This is a genomic window from Streptomyces sp. NPDC005648 (assembly GCF_040605395.1).
In the GTDB taxonomy this organism is placed as follows: Bacteria; Actinomycetota; Actinomycetes; order Streptomycetales; family Streptomycetaceae; genus Streptomyces.
The window spans coordinates 51,333-64,736 of the sequence record NZ_JBEXCS010000001.1; the positions used below are offsets into that span (position 1 = coordinate 51,333).

Sequence of the window (13,404 nt, forward strand, 5' to 3'; positions counted from 1 at the left end):
GGCCCCCTTCTGCATACATTGTCCCGCGAGATTACGCCGGGACGCTAATCTAGAACAAGTTACAGACTTGATCGTCCAGGAGGCTCTGAATCTACCGGCTGGTAGGGACACGGTGAGCAGTGGATCAGGTGATTCGCGCCACGGCCGACGCCCCTGCCATGCTCGGTCGATCACCAGGGCCCGCCCTGGCCCTCACCGACTGTCACGGAACGGGACCCATGCCTGCGGAAGCCAAGCTCGACGCCACCGCTCGGACGTCCTCACCGCCCCTCACGGAGCGGCAGGAGGCGCGCCGCCGCCGCATCCTGCACGCGAGCGCGCAGCTGGCCAGCCGGGGCGGTTTCGACGCGGTGCAGATGCGGGAGGTCGCCGAGTCCTCGCAGGTGGCGCTGGGCACGCTCTACCGCTACTTCCCGTCCAAGGTGCATCTGCTGGTCGCCACCATGCAGGACCAGTTGGAGCACATGCACGGCACGCTCCGCAAGAAGCCCCCACAGGGCGAGACGGCGGCGGAGCGGGTCGCGGAGACCCTGATGCGGGCCTTCCGCGCCCTGCAGCGCGAGCCGCACCTGGCCGACGCGATGGTCCGCGCCCTCACCTTCGCCGACCGCAGTGTCTCGCCCGAGGTCGACCAGGTCTCGCGCCAGACGACGGTGATCATCCTGGACGCGATGGGCCTGGCCGACCCGACGCCCGACCAGCTCTCCGCGGTCCGCGTCATCGAACACACCTGGCACTCGGCCCTCATCACCTGGCTCTCGGGCCGCGCCTCCATCGCCCAGGTGAAGATCGACATCGAAACGGTGTGCCGCCTGATCGACCTGACGGACCCGAAGACGCCGTAGCCGGGAAGCCGGTTGCTCCCCTTGCTCCTCCGGTCGCTCCCGTCGCTCCGGTCGCTCCGGTCACTCCTCCGGCGGGAACACCGGCTCGCCGCTTCCCAGCAGGGTGATCATGATTGCCTCGACCGGGCAGTTCTCCGCCGCGTCGAGGACCTTCTCGTTGGCGTCCGTCTCGGGCTCGACGGGGTGGGACTGCATGGCGGAGTCGAGGCGGAAGGCGCCGGTGGCGCGGTGGACGCACTGGGCCGAGCCGATGCAGACGGAGCGGTCGACCTCGACGTGCCAGCGGTCACCCATGGCCGCTCAGCCCTCCCAGCCGGCCGGGAGATGGATCATCTTGTGTTCGAGGTACTCGCCGTACCCCTCGGGCCCGAACTCCCGCCCCAGGCCTGAGTTCTTGTAGCCGCCGAACGGTCCCAGCATGTCGAGGCTGAAGGTGTTGACGTTGTACGTCCCCGTACGGACCCGCTTCGCGAACTCGACGCCGTGCGCCACGTCCGCCGTCCACACACTCCCGCTCAGCCCGTAGTCGGAGTCGTTCGCGATCTTCAGCGCCTCGGACTCGTCGCCGTAGGGAAGCAGGCAGATGACCGGTCCGAAGATCTCCTCCCGCGCGATCCGCATGGAGTTGTCGACGTCGCCGAAGAGGGTCGGCTCGACGTACCAGCCCTTGTCCAGGCCCGGTGGACGCCCGCCTCCCGTCAGGATCTTCGCGCCCTCCTCCTGACCGATGCGGATGTAGTCGAGGTTGCGTCGCTGCTGGCGCCGCGCGACCAGGGGGCCGACCTGGGTCGCCGGGTCCAGCGGGTCGCCGACGACCAGCGCGCCCGCCGCGGCCGCGAAGGCCTCGGCGAACTCGTCGTAGCGGGCGCGTGGCAGCAGGATGCGGGTCTGGGCCACACAGGCCTGCCCGTTGTTCATCCAGGCGGCGGGGACGATCCCGGCGACCGAGGTGGCGACATCGGCGTCCGGCAGTACGACGGCGGCCGACTTCCCGCCCAACTCCAGCGTGACGCGCGTGAGATTGCGCGACGCCACCTCCATGACCCTCTTGCCCGCGGCGACGGAGCCCGTGAAGGCGACCTTGTCGACACCGGGATGCCCGACCAGGTACTCACTCACCTCCCGGTCGGCCGGCAGGATCGACAGCACCCCTTCCGGCAGGCCCGCCTCGCGGGTGATGTCGGCCAGGATGTAGGCGTCCAGCGGCGACTCGGGGGACGGCTTCAGGATCACCGTGCAGCCGGTGAGCAGCGCGGGGGCCAGTTTCGCGGCGGCGACGAACTGCGGCACGTTCCACGGCACCACGGCCGCGACGACCCCGACGGGCTCCCGCCGCACGAGGATCTTCCCGAGCACGCCGTCGCGTGTCTCCTCGTAGGTGAAGTTCCGTGCGACCGTGATCGCCGCGTCCCACACCATCATCGCGCCGAGCGCCTGCGCCAGGACGCTCCAGGAGTACGGCGATCCGTTCTCGGACGAGATCACGCGGGCGATCTCCTCGTGCCGTACGGCGATCGCGTCCTTGATCCGGGAGACCACCTCGATCCGCTCGTCGAGGGACATCCTCGGCCAGGGGCCCTCGTCGAACGCCCGCCGCGCGACCCCCACCGCCCGGTCGACGTCGTCCCGCGAGGCATGCGGCACCCGCCCGATGACCTCCTCGGTGTGCGGCGAGATCACCTCGATGACGTCTGCGCCCAGGGGGTCCACCAGTTCCCCGCCGATGAACAACTGTCCGTGTTCCACGAGCTCGGCCATCACCACTGCCTCGTTTCTGACGGTGTTTCAGAAACTGATACCAGCTCCAGCCGAACTAGACCAGAGCGTTCCTTACTCGTAGCGGTACTTCAGGGAGTCCGCCTCTGCCTGTTCGATGTCGGCGATCGTCAGGTCCGGCATGCGCAGCTGGGCCAGTGTCACCTCGGCCGAGGTGGGCTGGGCGTCCGCCTGCAGCCACTGGTCCGGCTGCCAGGCACCGCTTCTCAGCAGCGACTTGGGGCAGTGCGGGTAGACCTCCTCGATGCCCACCACCAGCGCGCTGGCCGGCGGCTTGCCCACGGCGGTCAGCTGGGACAGCAGCTCCGGGCTGGTGGAGACGCAGGCCCGGCCGTTCACCCGGAGGGTGGTGGTGCGCCCGGGTATGACGAACAGCAGCCCGGCCCGACCGGTGGCGATCACGTTCTGGAGACTGTCCAGCCGCTTGTTGCCGGTCGCGTCCGGTATCGCCACCGTCCGCGCGTCCAGGACGGAGACGAACCCGGCGGGGCCACCGCGCGGGGAGACGTCGCAGTTGCCCTCGGCATCCACGCTGGCGACCAGGACCAGTGAGGCGCAGCCGATCAACCGGCGCGTCTGCTCGGTGAGTTCGTTCATCTGCTTGCGCACGGCCGCCGCACCGGGAAGGGCGTAGACCCGGCGCAGCGCGTCCTGGTCGGTCACGGCGTCGAGGCGGAGCAGGTCGAAGGCACTGCCGGCAAGGGAAGGCGTCATGTCCCCGACCTTAATGGGCCACTACCCCGCCGAATCCCTGTAAGCGATGTGAAACGGGTTCTAGTTATAGTGGGCCATGGCCTTGGAGCGGAGGACAGATGACGAAGGTGTTCGATCATGGCGGGGGCGTACGGTCCTTGCGGGTCCCCATTCCTGACAATCCCCTCGGCCACACGCTGGTGTATGTCGTCGACACCGACCGTGGGCCCGTCCTGGTCGACACGGGATGGGACGACCCCGGTTCCTGGACCGAGCTGACCGAGGGGCTGGCCGCCTGCGGGATCTCCGTCGCCGAGGTGCACGGTGTCGTCATCACCCACCATCACCCCGATCACCACGGCCTGTCGGGCAGGGTCCGCGAGGCCTCCGGGGCATGGATCGCGATGCATGCCGCCGACACGGCGATCGTGCGGCGGACCCGGGAGACCAGGCCCGGGCGCTGGTTCGCGTACATGACCGCCAAACTCACCGCCGCAGGGGCTCCGGAGGAGCATGTGGCGCCCCTGCGCGACGCCGCTCCCCGCACCACCCTGCCGGGCTTCTCCCCCGCCCTGCCCGACCGTGAGATCGTCCCCGGTGAACTCCTCGACCTCCCGGGGCGGCGGCTGCGCGCGATCTGGACGCCGGGACACACGCCCGGGCATGTGTGTCTGCACCTGGAGGAGGCGCACCCGGGCCAACTGCCGGGCCATGGACGCCTGTTCAGCGGCGATCATCTGCTCCCCGAGATCACTCCGCACATCGGGCTGTACGAGGACCCCGACGACGCCACCGTCACCGACCCCCTCGGCGACTACCTCGACTCCCTCGAACGCGTCGGCCGCCTCACCCCCGCCGAGGTCCTCCCCGCCCACCAGTACGCGTTCACCGACGCGGCCGAGCGCGTCCGGGAGTTGCTCACGCATCACGAGGAACGGCTCACGGGACTGCGGGAGTTGCTGGTCGAGCCCCTGACCCCCTGGCAACTCGCCGAACGCATGGAGTGGAACCGGCCCTGGGACCAGATCCCCTACGGATCGAGGAACATCGCCGTGTCGGAGGCGGAGGCGCATCTGCGGCGACTGGTGAAACTGGGCCGGGCGGAAGCGGTGACGGGGAGCGATCCGGTGACGTACGTGGCCGTGTAATGCGTTGATCCGCTCGATCCAGCGGTGGTACGAATCCCCATGGACCCCATACAGACCGATTCCCCGCAGACCGATTCCCCGCAGCTCGGCCCTCTGCAGACCGATTCCCCGCAGCTCGACCCCCTGCAACAGCTCCTCGCCGAGCGGGCCTGCGAGCGGCTCATCCTCGACTTCGTCCGTCGGCTGGACCTCGGAGAGCCCGGCTCCGTCGCCGGGTTGTTCACCGAGGACGGGCGGTGGGAGTGGCCGGCGGGCGAGCGGCTGATCGCGGGGCGCGCCGCGCTGCGGCGGTACTTCGGCTCCCGGCCCGCCGACCGCCTCTCGCGCCGCGTCATGACGAACGTCCTGGTCAGCGTCGCCTCCGCGGAGTCCGCCACGGCCACCTCGTACTTCACGACGTACCGCGTCGACGGATGGACCGGCGGCATCGTCCCGGCCGCCGCCCCCGTCCAGGTCGGACACTACGAGGACGCGTTCCGCCGTACCAACGACGGGAGTTGGCTGCTCTCGCGCCGTGTGCTGCACCTGCCGTTCGGCGGCCCCACCCCTCAGGCGCCGGGCGCGCCGGGGACGCCGGGGGCGTCCGGGTTGAGCGCGTAGTCGAGGCCTTCGTCGTACGACATCGCCGCGCCGTCCGCGTAGGCCTGCTCGTAGGTCTCGTCGCCGAGGCGGTCGCGGAGGGTGCGTTCGCGGGCGCGGCGGGCGGCGATCTGCTGCGGGGAGTTCATCTGGGAGCGGCCGAGGAGCTCCCAGATCCGCTCGCTGACGCCCTGCACCCGGGCGGCGAACCGGCCGTCCCCGGCGGTGGTCTCGGCCTCGGCGAGGACGTCGAGGGTGAAGGCGAGGCCGAGCGTGTTGTGCAGCAGCCGGTGCCCGGTGAGCGCGGCCCGGCAGTTGCGCCGGGCCGCCTCGAAGTCGCCCTGTGCCGCGTCCAGTTGGGCGATCATCGCGTCGGCGAAGGCTCTCGCCCAGCGTTCACCGCAGCGCTCGCTGCCGGCCAGGGTCGCCCGGGCCGCCGCGCGCGCCTTCTCGTGGTCGCCGGCGTAGAGATGGCTGTAGGCCACTCCGAGGCTGTTCATGACGAGGGCTGCTCCCCGCCAGTCCATCCCCACGGACGGCGGCGGATCCGCCGCCAGGACGTCGACCGCCTCGGGCAACCGGCCGACCAGGGCCAGATACCCGCCCGTGAGGTACGCGGACGCCCGGATCATGCCGGGGTCGCCGAACTCCCGCGCGGCCTCGGCGCACTGCACGCCCCAGCCCCGCATCACATCGAGGTCGCCCTGGTTCATCGCCACCGCTCCCCGCGCCCACAGCGCGAGCACCAGCTCAGGACCCGGCTCGTGCGCCACCGCCAGCACCCGGTCGAGGCACCATTGGGCGTCCCGTGGCATACCGCAGTTGCGCCACAGGAAGCCGACGCTCCCGGCCATCTCCAGCGCCACCCGCCCGCCGGGCTCCTCCAGCGCGCACTCCACCGCGGCCCGCAGATTCGCCTGCTCCGCGAAGACACGCTCGCACCACGCCACTTGACGGCTGCTGTTCCAGTCGGAGCACGCCTCCCGCGCGAACCGCCGGTAGTGCTCGCGGTGCCTTCGGCGTACGTCCTCCTCCTCGCCGAGCCCGCGCAGCCACTCCGCGCCGTACTCCCGGACCGTGTCCAACAGCCGGAAGCGGTCGGGGTCGGCGGGGTGCCGTAGCACGATCGACTGTTCGTGCAGGCGCAGCAGTACGTCCGCGACCCGTTCGGCGGGCAGGGGGCCGCCGGCGCAGACCCAGGTGGCGGCGCCTCTGGTGAACGTACCGGCGAAGACCGAGAGCCGGGCCCACAGCAGCCGTTCCAGCGGGGCGCACAGTTCGTGGCTCCAGCCGATGGTGGTGCGCAGGGTCCAGTGGCGGGGCGGGCCCTCGCCGCCCCGCTCGGTGGCGAGGACGTCGAAGCGGGAGCGCAGACGGTCGGTGAGGAGGTCGTGCAGCTTGTCGAGGGAGTACGACGCCAGGCGGGCGGCGGCGAGTTCGATGGCGAGGGGGATGCCGTCCAGGGCCCGGCAGATGGCGGCGACCTGGTGCCGGGAGCCGTCGTCGAGGACGAAGGAGCCGGAGCTGAAGGCGGAGTCGGCGGTGGCGGCTCGGCGGACGAACAGGGCTTCGGCGTCGGAGAGTTCCCCGCCCGATGGCGTTCCTTCCGCCGCCACCGGCAGCGGGTCCACGGCGAGTACCCGCTCGCCCACCAGTCCCAGCCGCTCCCGGCTGGTGGCGAGGATCCGCAGCCCCGGTGCCGCGGAGAGCAGGTCGGCGGCGAGGGCCGCGCAGTCGGCCAGCAGGTGTTCGCAGGAGTCGAGGACGAGCAGCAGCCGCTTGTCCTGGGCCCAGACGGACAGCGCCTCGATCGCCGAGCCGGTCGACTGGTCGGCGAGCCGCACCGCCTCCATCACGGCGAGCGGGAGCTGACCCTGGGCGCGCAGCCAGGACAGTTCCACCACCCACACACCGTCCGGATACGCCTGGCGGGCCTGTTCGGCCGCCCGGAGCGCGATCCGTGTCTTGCCCACGCCGCCGACCCCCAGAAGGGTCAGCAGCCGACCGCCGTCTTCGGTCAACTCCTGTGCCAGCCAGGAGAGTTCGTGGTCACGGCCGATGAGGTCACGGGGGTCGGGCGGCAGGTTTCCCGGCCCGCGGACGTCCGTCTTGCGAGGCACGGCGACCAGTCTGGCCGTACCGGATCGCGCACATATGCCAGAGCGCCAAGCACGACAGAAAGATCGCGGGAATTGGGCAGTTCGCGGCACATTTCGACGAGATGCGCTCAACTCCATGTCGGCGCGCGACGGAAGGGAGATATTCGGACATCGTCGGGCGGGGGCAGCGACGGCGAGGGCAGCTACGAGGGAGCGGGAACAGCACGAATGAACGCCATCCGCACGGCGCCGATGACCCTGATCCTGCTGGGGCCGTTCCTGGCCTGTGTCTGGCTGGGCGTGCGGCGCACACTGCTGGTCGGCTGCGCCGCGGCCGCCCTCGGTCTGGCTCTGGGGCTCGGCCAAGGCGCCCTGTCGTCGGGGGAGTTCGCGGCCGGGTACGGCGGGCTTCTGGCGGGCTGCGCGCTCGCGCCGTACGCCGCCGCCCGCCGCACCGCCCTGCTCCGGGCCTGCACCGAGGCCCGTGAGGCGGCCCGCGGCACCCAGCAGCTGATCCTGCGCCCCCTCTCCCGCGAGCTGGCCGGCACCCACGTCTGCACCCGCTACCACTGCGCCGCCCCGAGGTCGGCGATCGGCGGCGACCTGTACGACACCGCGGTGACGCCGTACGGCCTGCGGGTGCTGGTCGGCGATGTGCGCGGGCACGGCGTGGAGGCCCTGCGGCTGACCGCCGCCACCATCGCCGCCTTCCGTGAACTCGCCTACACCGCACCGGACTTGCCCGCGCTCGTCACCGACCTGGACAAGCGGCTGACCCCGGAGCTGGAGGCGGAGGACTTCGTCACCGCCGTACTGGCCGAGTTCGCGCCCGGCGAGGTGCGCCTGGTCAACTGCGGCCATCCGGCGCCGCTCAGAGCGGGCCGGCGGGTGGAGCTCCTCGAACCCTTCGTGCCGGTCACGCCCCTGGGCCTGGCCCCGGACCCCCGCCAGTACCGGGTCCGTCTCGCCCCCGGCGACCGGCTCCTCCTCTACACCGACGGTCTCACCGAGGCCCGCTCCCCCGAGGGCGTCCCCTTCCCCCTCCTCCCCGAGGCCACGCTCGCGCTGCGCGAGCCGCTCCCCGACGACGCGCTCGACTCCCTCTACGGCCGTCTCCTCGCCCACACCCGCGCCCGCCCCGTCGACGATCTGGCCCTGGTGCTGTGCCAGCCGTCCGACACAGCGGTCCCGGTGCCGGCCACCGTCTCTCACAGCCACCCCTCAGGGTGCGACTGACCTGCGGGTGGAGCGGCCCGGTCGTCATCACACCCGTACAGGGAGGCCGGTGCGAGACCTGGGCCGGGCCCCGTCGTCACGGTCTCACGGTCGTGCTGACGCCGACTCTCGGCCCGGCCGTGCTCAAGGTGCTACGCAGAGCCACACGCCGGGCCGCGTTCGAGAGCGCGGTCACATTCGAACCTCGTTGAGCGGTGAACCGTCCCACATGACCCACATCACTCACTATCCTACCTAGTAGTGCATATCGGACGCCATGTCCACGCCATAACGCACTCTGACCTGCGCTTTGAGAGTCAGGTCACATTCACCCCGATCACCCCAAATGCGACCACAACTAGTAAAAGGGGTCATTGCGGACGTGCCCTGAGCCTGTTTCTCTGGACGACGTCGCACGGCGCCGACCGGCCCCACGGGCCTCGGCGCCGCCGTATGTCCCCGGTCCTCCGGAGACGTACACGCGACAGACCTGTTCCCGAAGAAAAGGCTCCTCGTGACCATCTCCCGCATCGTCCGCCGCATCTCGTCCCCGAAGAAGGCCCTCGCCAGCGCCGCCGTGGCCGCCGCCACCGCCGGTATGGTGCTGACCGCGGCCCCCGCTCACGCCGCGACCGCCGACTCGGTCACCGCGGCCAAGGCGATCGCCCACCGGATGATCCCGAGCGCGGCCCAGTACAGCGCCTTCAACAACATCGTCGAGCACGAGAGCGGCTGGAACGTCACCGCCACCAACTCGTCCTCCGGCGCCTACGGCCTGGTCCAGGCCCTGCCGGGCTCGAAGATGGCCTCCGCCGGCTCGGACTGGAAGACCAGCGCCAAGACCCAGATCGAGTGGGGCCTGAACTACATGAACGCCCGCTACGGCAGCCCGGCCGGCGCCTGGGCCTTCTGGCAGGCCAACGGCTGGTACTGACCCCGGCCTGCCGTCACGGAACCCAGGAGCCCCATCAGGATGTACCTGATGGGGCTCCTGTCTGCTGTTGAAACCTCAGAGTCTGCTGGGCCCGCGAACGATCGAGGGTAACTCTGCACCTGCCGGTCCCCCAGGGCTTCGGCGTAGTCGGCGGGTGTCCGTTTCGTGATCACTTGAGATGACGAGAGGGAGAGCGGGTGGTTCCTGCTCATGTCCGTTGCGCCCCGGAGCCCTTGCCTCTCCCCCCGCACCGTCGGGTGGAGCGAGCCGACTGCGCTGGGAGATGATCCCGTGCGTGGCTGAAGAGGCAGGTACAGATGCGGACGACGCTTGTGCATGGGCTGAGCGACTGGGTTGGGCGTTCGGGCTTATATCGGAGGATCCGGCTGCGAGAGGTGCAGCGCTCGTCCATCTGGCGGAGGCCCAGAGAAAGGTCTTGGATGCGCTCGCCCGGTCCAACGAGATGTGGCTGCTGACGCGGCCCCTGGGAGCCGACAAGCGGTACCGGGAGCCGGCCTGTGTGAATGTGCTGCTTTTCCTGGAGTGGGAGGCAAGGGACCCGCTGGAGTGGACGCAGCATGCGAAGGCGTGGGGTACGAAGCAGAGCCTGATCCGCAAGGTGGCCCGTGCTCGCCAGGAGGAGGCGATCAAGGCGAAGCTCACCGACCTGGTCGAGATCGTTGTCCACCGGGCGTATCGCTGCAAGGATCGCGAATACGTGCGGGTTGCCCGGGCTGTCGACAGCGCTGATCTACGGGGCAGGCTCGATCGGGCAGCCGATTCGGACAGTCCGTGGGCCCGGTGCCATGCCGGTGCTCTGGCTCCTTGACCGCCCTGACCTGCCGAACACCCCTCGTGTCTGCGTGTCAAGCGGCTTTGTCGTGCGGGGTGAGGCTGATGGTCAGGTCGGCGCCGAGAGCCTGAGCCAGGCGGCGCAGGAGGGGAAGCGTGGGCATGGTCCCGCCGCCTTCGAAGCGGGAGATCTGCGGCTGCTTCATCCCGCACCGCTCGGCCAGCTCGGCCTGGGACAGCCCGAGCTCGATGCGCCGGTCGTGGACGAGTTGCCCGAGCTCACAGGCGAGCGCGGAAGGCGGGTCCTGCATGGTTCCTCCCCGCCTCAGGCCGCTGGGGCGACGATGGTGACGGTGGGCTCGTCTCCCCCGGCGAGGTGCACGTCCACCGTGAGGTCCAGTGCGCGGGCCAGGCGCATGATGACCGCGATGGGCGGCAGCTCGGTGGCCGTCTCGATGCCTTCGATGTCATCGACGTCGACGTGCATGCGCTCGGCGAGGTCGGCCTCGCTCAGGCCCAGCTGCTTACGCCGGTCGTAGACGGCCCTGCCCAACGTCATGGCGAGGCCGGCCTCTTCGTAGACCCGGTCGTACTCGGGGTCAGCGTCCAGGTGTTCGCCCAGCAGCCGGCGGTGGCGACGGGTCCTCCATTCGCTGTGGTTCATCGGTTCTCCTTGAGGTTGCGGCTGTAGAGGTCGTGCTCGGCGGCGGCTTCATGCTCTGCCTCGCACAATCGCTGTGCGGCGTGGGCGCGGTCCACTTCGGCCTGCTCGCGCATCTTGGTCTTGCGGAACACGGTGAGCAGCACGACACGTCGGCCGGGCACCAGCCAGTAAGTGATCCGCTGATGGGCATCGCCCAGGCGGAAGCGCAGCTCGCGGAGCTTGCCGCCCAGGTGGCGGGAGTGCGGTTCGTCGAGCGTGGTGGGCTGCTCGGCGAGCAGGTCGGCGACACGTTCGGCCTGCTTGTAGTGATGGGCGGGAAGGTACTCCAGCCACAGTCGCACCTCCGGCTCGATCTCGATCGAGTACCGCCCGCTGTCCATAGCGCCGATGATATATGGCACGGGGTGCGAAAGCGCGATTTCGAACGTCAGGTCGTGTGCCGTCGCCGCGATCGCAGCCGCTCCAGCGTCGCACACCCCCGTACTCCCCCCTTCGTCCTGCCGCCACGGCGCCGCCCGCAACCAGCGGCAACCTGCCGAGGCGGCGCAGGGTCGGCTTCTTTCGGCAGGATCGGGCCCAGCGGGGGAGGCAGCGTACAGCCGGGCTGGTGCGTCGCCCAGTTTGGCGGCGCGGGGCAGGGGCGGGAGGGGGCGGCCCCAGACGGGTGGCCGGGAGCTTCGCCCCCCGCCGGAGGCGAGGCAGGCCACCGCCCTCAGTAGCCACCTTTCCACTCACGTCCAGAAATTCCTTTAACCTGCTGCCTCACTATCGCCGCGCACCAACCGCAGGCAGCACCCGAATTCATTCCGCCACGGAATAGAGCCTGATTTCACCCTGCGCTGTCCCCACCGCGATGAGAGTGGTTCCATCCGGCTGGTCAAGCGCAGCAACCGATACGCCGGACAGCGACAGGTCTATCGCCTCACCGGTCCAGGCGTGCCAGGCCAGAATTACGCCGCTTGAACCCGCGGCCAAAAGTAGTGGTATGCCCCCCGGACACGCGGTGGTCAAGAATCGTACGTCAGACCCGGCCGTCAGGGGATCCCCTACCCGCTCACCCGTCACTGCGTCCCAACGGGAGACCTCGCCCTCGACATCACTCGATGCGAACAGGCTTCCCCCATCGGCCGTAGGCAGACGACAAATAGATGTCACCAGTGAAGCGTGCCCTTCGACCGGAACGCCGATAGGGGCACCGGTGATCGCATCCCAACGTCTCAGGTAACCCGCATCGTCTCCGGACATGATGACGGCATCCGTCGCTGAGAGGCCCACGAGCCCCACAGCCCGTACGGAAGTCTCGTGACCACGCAGCGGCGCACCCAACTGTTCGCCACTTGCAACGTCCCACCGGAAAACGGCGTGATTATGCCCTGCACCCAGAAGTACCGTACGACCATCAGGAAAGGTGGCGACTTCCATCCCCCAGATGGTCCAATCCGACGAATCCACGCTGTCCAGAGGTTCTCCGGTGTGGGCGTTCCAGCGTTCGACGCCGTCTTCCGTCGACACGGCCAGGATGCTTCGCCCATCCGGAAGTCCGGCAAGCACAGCGTCGTACCAGCCCGGAAGTTCCTCGGTGAAGGACCACAATGATGCACCGGTGGTGAGGTCCCACCCGTGGATTACTGTTTCTACCCCCATTATCGAAACGATTAGATTGGAGCCATCCGTTCCGGGTGCGAGGATGGGGCGCACCGCCTCCGAGTGCCCCGTGTTGATGGTCAACACCTCGACAGCTCTCAGCATGAGCGCCCCTTTCCTGTAAGCACGAACCGCCGAAATCTACCACAAAGACATTCAACTCTATCGCCGTTTTTTTCGGTTTCATTCGTTGCGACCGCCTCTCTTGTTCGCGAATGGAAGTCGGGATCCACGGTCCTGGACTTGGAGACGTGGCTGGTCGTGCTCTTGGTGGTGCCTCTGCTGGATTTCTCGGTGACGGTGTCGAGGTCGCCGGTGGGGTTCCAGGTGAGGGACTGGGTGTCGGTGCCGTTCGGGCAATGAGAAAACGCAAGAGGAGACCTTGATTTCCGTCAAGGCACCGGCGCCCTGTGCCCGCTCGACGCCGCCGGCGGGACGTGCAGGTGCCAGCAGCCGACCTTGCCATCGGTCAGTTTTCGAGAAGTCTCCGGCCCGGCCCTGTCCGTAGCCTGAAATGGCAGCGGGAAAGTCTCGCGGGCGACGGAGGAGACCTGCCATGGCCACGAAGGCGAGCGTCACGACGGACGAGAAGTACGACGGCTTCACCGCCGCGGAGCGCGAGGCCATGAAGGAGCGCGCCAAGGAGCTGAAGTCGACCGCCCGCCGGGGCAGGGCGAAGGCCGACACCGAGGCCGAGGTGCTGGCGAAGATCGCCGAGATGACGCAGGAGGAGCGCGTCCTCGCCGAGGGGATCCACGCCATCGTGAAGGCCGCGGCCCCGCATCTCACGCCGAAGACCTGGTACGGCATGCCGGCGTACGCCAAGGACGGCAAGGTCGTCTGCTTCTTCCAGCCCGCGAGCAAGTTCAAGGCCCGCTACTCGACGCTCGGGTTCAACGACCCGGCCACCCTCGACGACGGCACCATGTGGCCGACCGCCTTCGCCCTGACCGCCCTCACCCCTCAGAACGAGGCCGCGATCACCGCCCTCATAGCGAAGGCCGCGGGCTGATCT

Annotated in this window: 14 protein-coding genes and 1 pseudogene; 7 read left to right on the forward strand and 8 right to left on the reverse strand. The window is 69.4% G+C overall.

The window, feature by feature from the left end:
* The first annotated feature begins 218 nt into the window (after positions 1-218).
* The gene (locus tag ABZT17_RS00260; RefSeq protein ID WP_356341746.1) at positions 219-845 is read left to right on the forward strand and encodes a TetR family transcriptional regulator; all 627 of its coding nucleotides are present in this window, start codon (positions 219-221) and stop codon (positions 843-845) included.
* A 60-nt stretch (positions 846-905) separates the two neighbouring features.
* Here ABZT17_RS00260 and ABZT17_RS00265 read toward each other — a convergent pair whose 3' ends face one another.
* The 3 genes from ABZT17_RS00265 to ABZT17_RS00275 form a co-directional block, all read right to left on the reverse strand.
* Positions 906-1,139: a ferredoxin gene (locus ABZT17_RS00265; protein WP_356341748.1), complete on the reverse strand. Its 234-nt coding sequence runs from the start codon at positions 1,137-1,139 to the stop codon at positions 906-908.
* Positions 1,140-1,145: 6 nt separating this feature from the next.
* The gene (locus ABZT17_RS00270; RefSeq protein ID WP_356341750.1) at positions 1,146-2,603 is read right to left on the reverse strand and encodes an aldehyde dehydrogenase; all 1,458 of its coding nucleotides are present in this window, start codon (positions 2,601-2,603) and stop codon (positions 1,146-1,148) included.
* A 72-nt stretch (positions 2,604-2,675) separates the two neighbouring features.
* Complete coding sequence (locus tag ABZT17_RS00275; protein ID WP_356341753.1) at positions 2,676-3,335, reverse strand: MSMEG_1061 family FMN-dependent PPOX-type flavoprotein; 660 nt, start codon at positions 3,333-3,335, stop codon at positions 2,676-2,678.
* A 98-nt stretch (positions 3,336-3,433) separates the two neighbouring features.
* Between ABZT17_RS00275 and ABZT17_RS00280 the strand changes: the two genes are divergently transcribed.
* On the forward strand, positions 3,434-4,462 hold the full coding sequence (locus ABZT17_RS00280; protein WP_356341755.1) for an MBL fold metallo-hydrolase: 1,029 nt from the start codon (positions 3,434-3,436) through the stop codon (positions 4,460-4,462).
* 39 nt (positions 4,463-4,501) lie between these two features.
* Positions 4,502-5,062 carry a nuclear transport factor 2 family protein gene (locus tag ABZT17_RS00285; protein ID WP_356341758.1) on the forward strand — a complete coding sequence of 187 codons (561 nt, stop codon included), beginning with the start codon at positions 4,502-4,504 and terminating at the stop codon, positions 5,060-5,062.
* Here the strand turns inward: ABZT17_RS00285 and ABZT17_RS00290 are convergent.
* The gene (locus tag ABZT17_RS00290) at positions 5,011-7,161 is read right to left on the reverse strand and encodes a hypothetical protein (RefSeq protein ID WP_356341760.1); all 2,151 of its coding nucleotides are present in this window, start codon (positions 7,159-7,161) and stop codon (positions 5,011-5,013) included. The two genes, ABZT17_RS00285 and ABZT17_RS00290, sit on opposite strands and share 52 nt — an antisense overlap.
* A gap of 207 nt (positions 7,162-7,368) precedes the next feature.
* Here ABZT17_RS00290 and ABZT17_RS00295 point away from each other — a divergent pair, with 207 nt between their 5' ends.
* The 3 genes from ABZT17_RS00295 to ABZT17_RS00305 all read left to right on the forward strand — a co-directional run bounded on the left by ABZT17_RS00295 (position 7,369) and on the right by ABZT17_RS00305 (position 10,118).
* Entirely contained in the window at positions 7,369-8,376 is a 1,008-nt protein-coding gene (locus tag ABZT17_RS00295; RefSeq protein WP_356341763.1) for a PP2C family protein-serine/threonine phosphatase, read from the forward strand.
* A gap of 493 nt (positions 8,377-8,869) precedes the next feature.
* Positions 8,870-9,289, forward strand: a complete 420-nt coding sequence (locus ABZT17_RS00300) for a transglycosylase SLT domain-containing protein (protein WP_356341766.1) — start codon at positions 8,870-8,872, stop codon at positions 9,287-9,289.
* A gap of 295 nt (positions 9,290-9,584) precedes the next feature.
* Positions 9,585-10,118, forward strand: coding sequence for a hypothetical protein (locus ABZT17_RS00305; RefSeq protein WP_356341768.1), 534 nt, complete (start codon positions 9,585-9,587; stop codon positions 10,116-10,118).
* 37 nt (positions 10,119-10,155) lie between these two features.
* Here the strand turns inward: ABZT17_RS00305 and ABZT17_RS00310 are convergent.
* The 4 genes and pseudogenes from ABZT17_RS00310 to ABZT17_RS00325 form a co-directional block, all read right to left on the reverse strand.
* A pseudogene (locus ABZT17_RS00310) lies at positions 10,156-10,377 on the reverse strand (helix-turn-helix transcriptional regulator); the annotation flags it as partial.
* A gap of 29 nt (positions 10,378-10,406) precedes the next feature.
* Entirely contained in the window at positions 10,407-10,745 is a 339-nt protein-coding gene (locus tag ABZT17_RS00315; RefSeq protein ID WP_356341771.1) for a helix-turn-helix transcriptional regulator, read from the reverse strand.
* The gene (locus ABZT17_RS00320) at positions 10,742-11,125 is read right to left on the reverse strand and encodes a type II toxin-antitoxin system RelE/ParE family toxin (RefSeq protein ID WP_356341773.1); all 384 of its coding nucleotides are present in this window, start codon (positions 11,123-11,125) and stop codon (positions 10,742-10,744) included. The genes ABZT17_RS00315 and ABZT17_RS00320 overlap by 4 nt, the downstream gene beginning before the upstream one ends.
* Before the next feature lie 421 nt (positions 11,126-11,546).
* Complete coding sequence (locus ABZT17_RS00325; protein ID WP_356341775.1) at positions 11,547-12,494, reverse strand: WD40 repeat domain-containing protein; 948 nt, start codon at positions 12,492-12,494, stop codon at positions 11,547-11,549.
* Between the two features lie 451 nt (positions 12,495-12,945).
* Between ABZT17_RS00325 and ABZT17_RS00330 the strand changes: the two genes are divergently transcribed.
* Positions 12,946-13,401 carry a DUF1801 domain-containing protein gene (locus tag ABZT17_RS00330; protein WP_356341778.1) on the forward strand — a complete coding sequence of 152 codons (456 nt, stop codon included), beginning with the start codon at positions 12,946-12,948 and terminating at the stop codon, positions 13,399-13,401.
* The last annotated feature ends 3 nt before the right edge of the window (positions 13,402-13,404 follow it).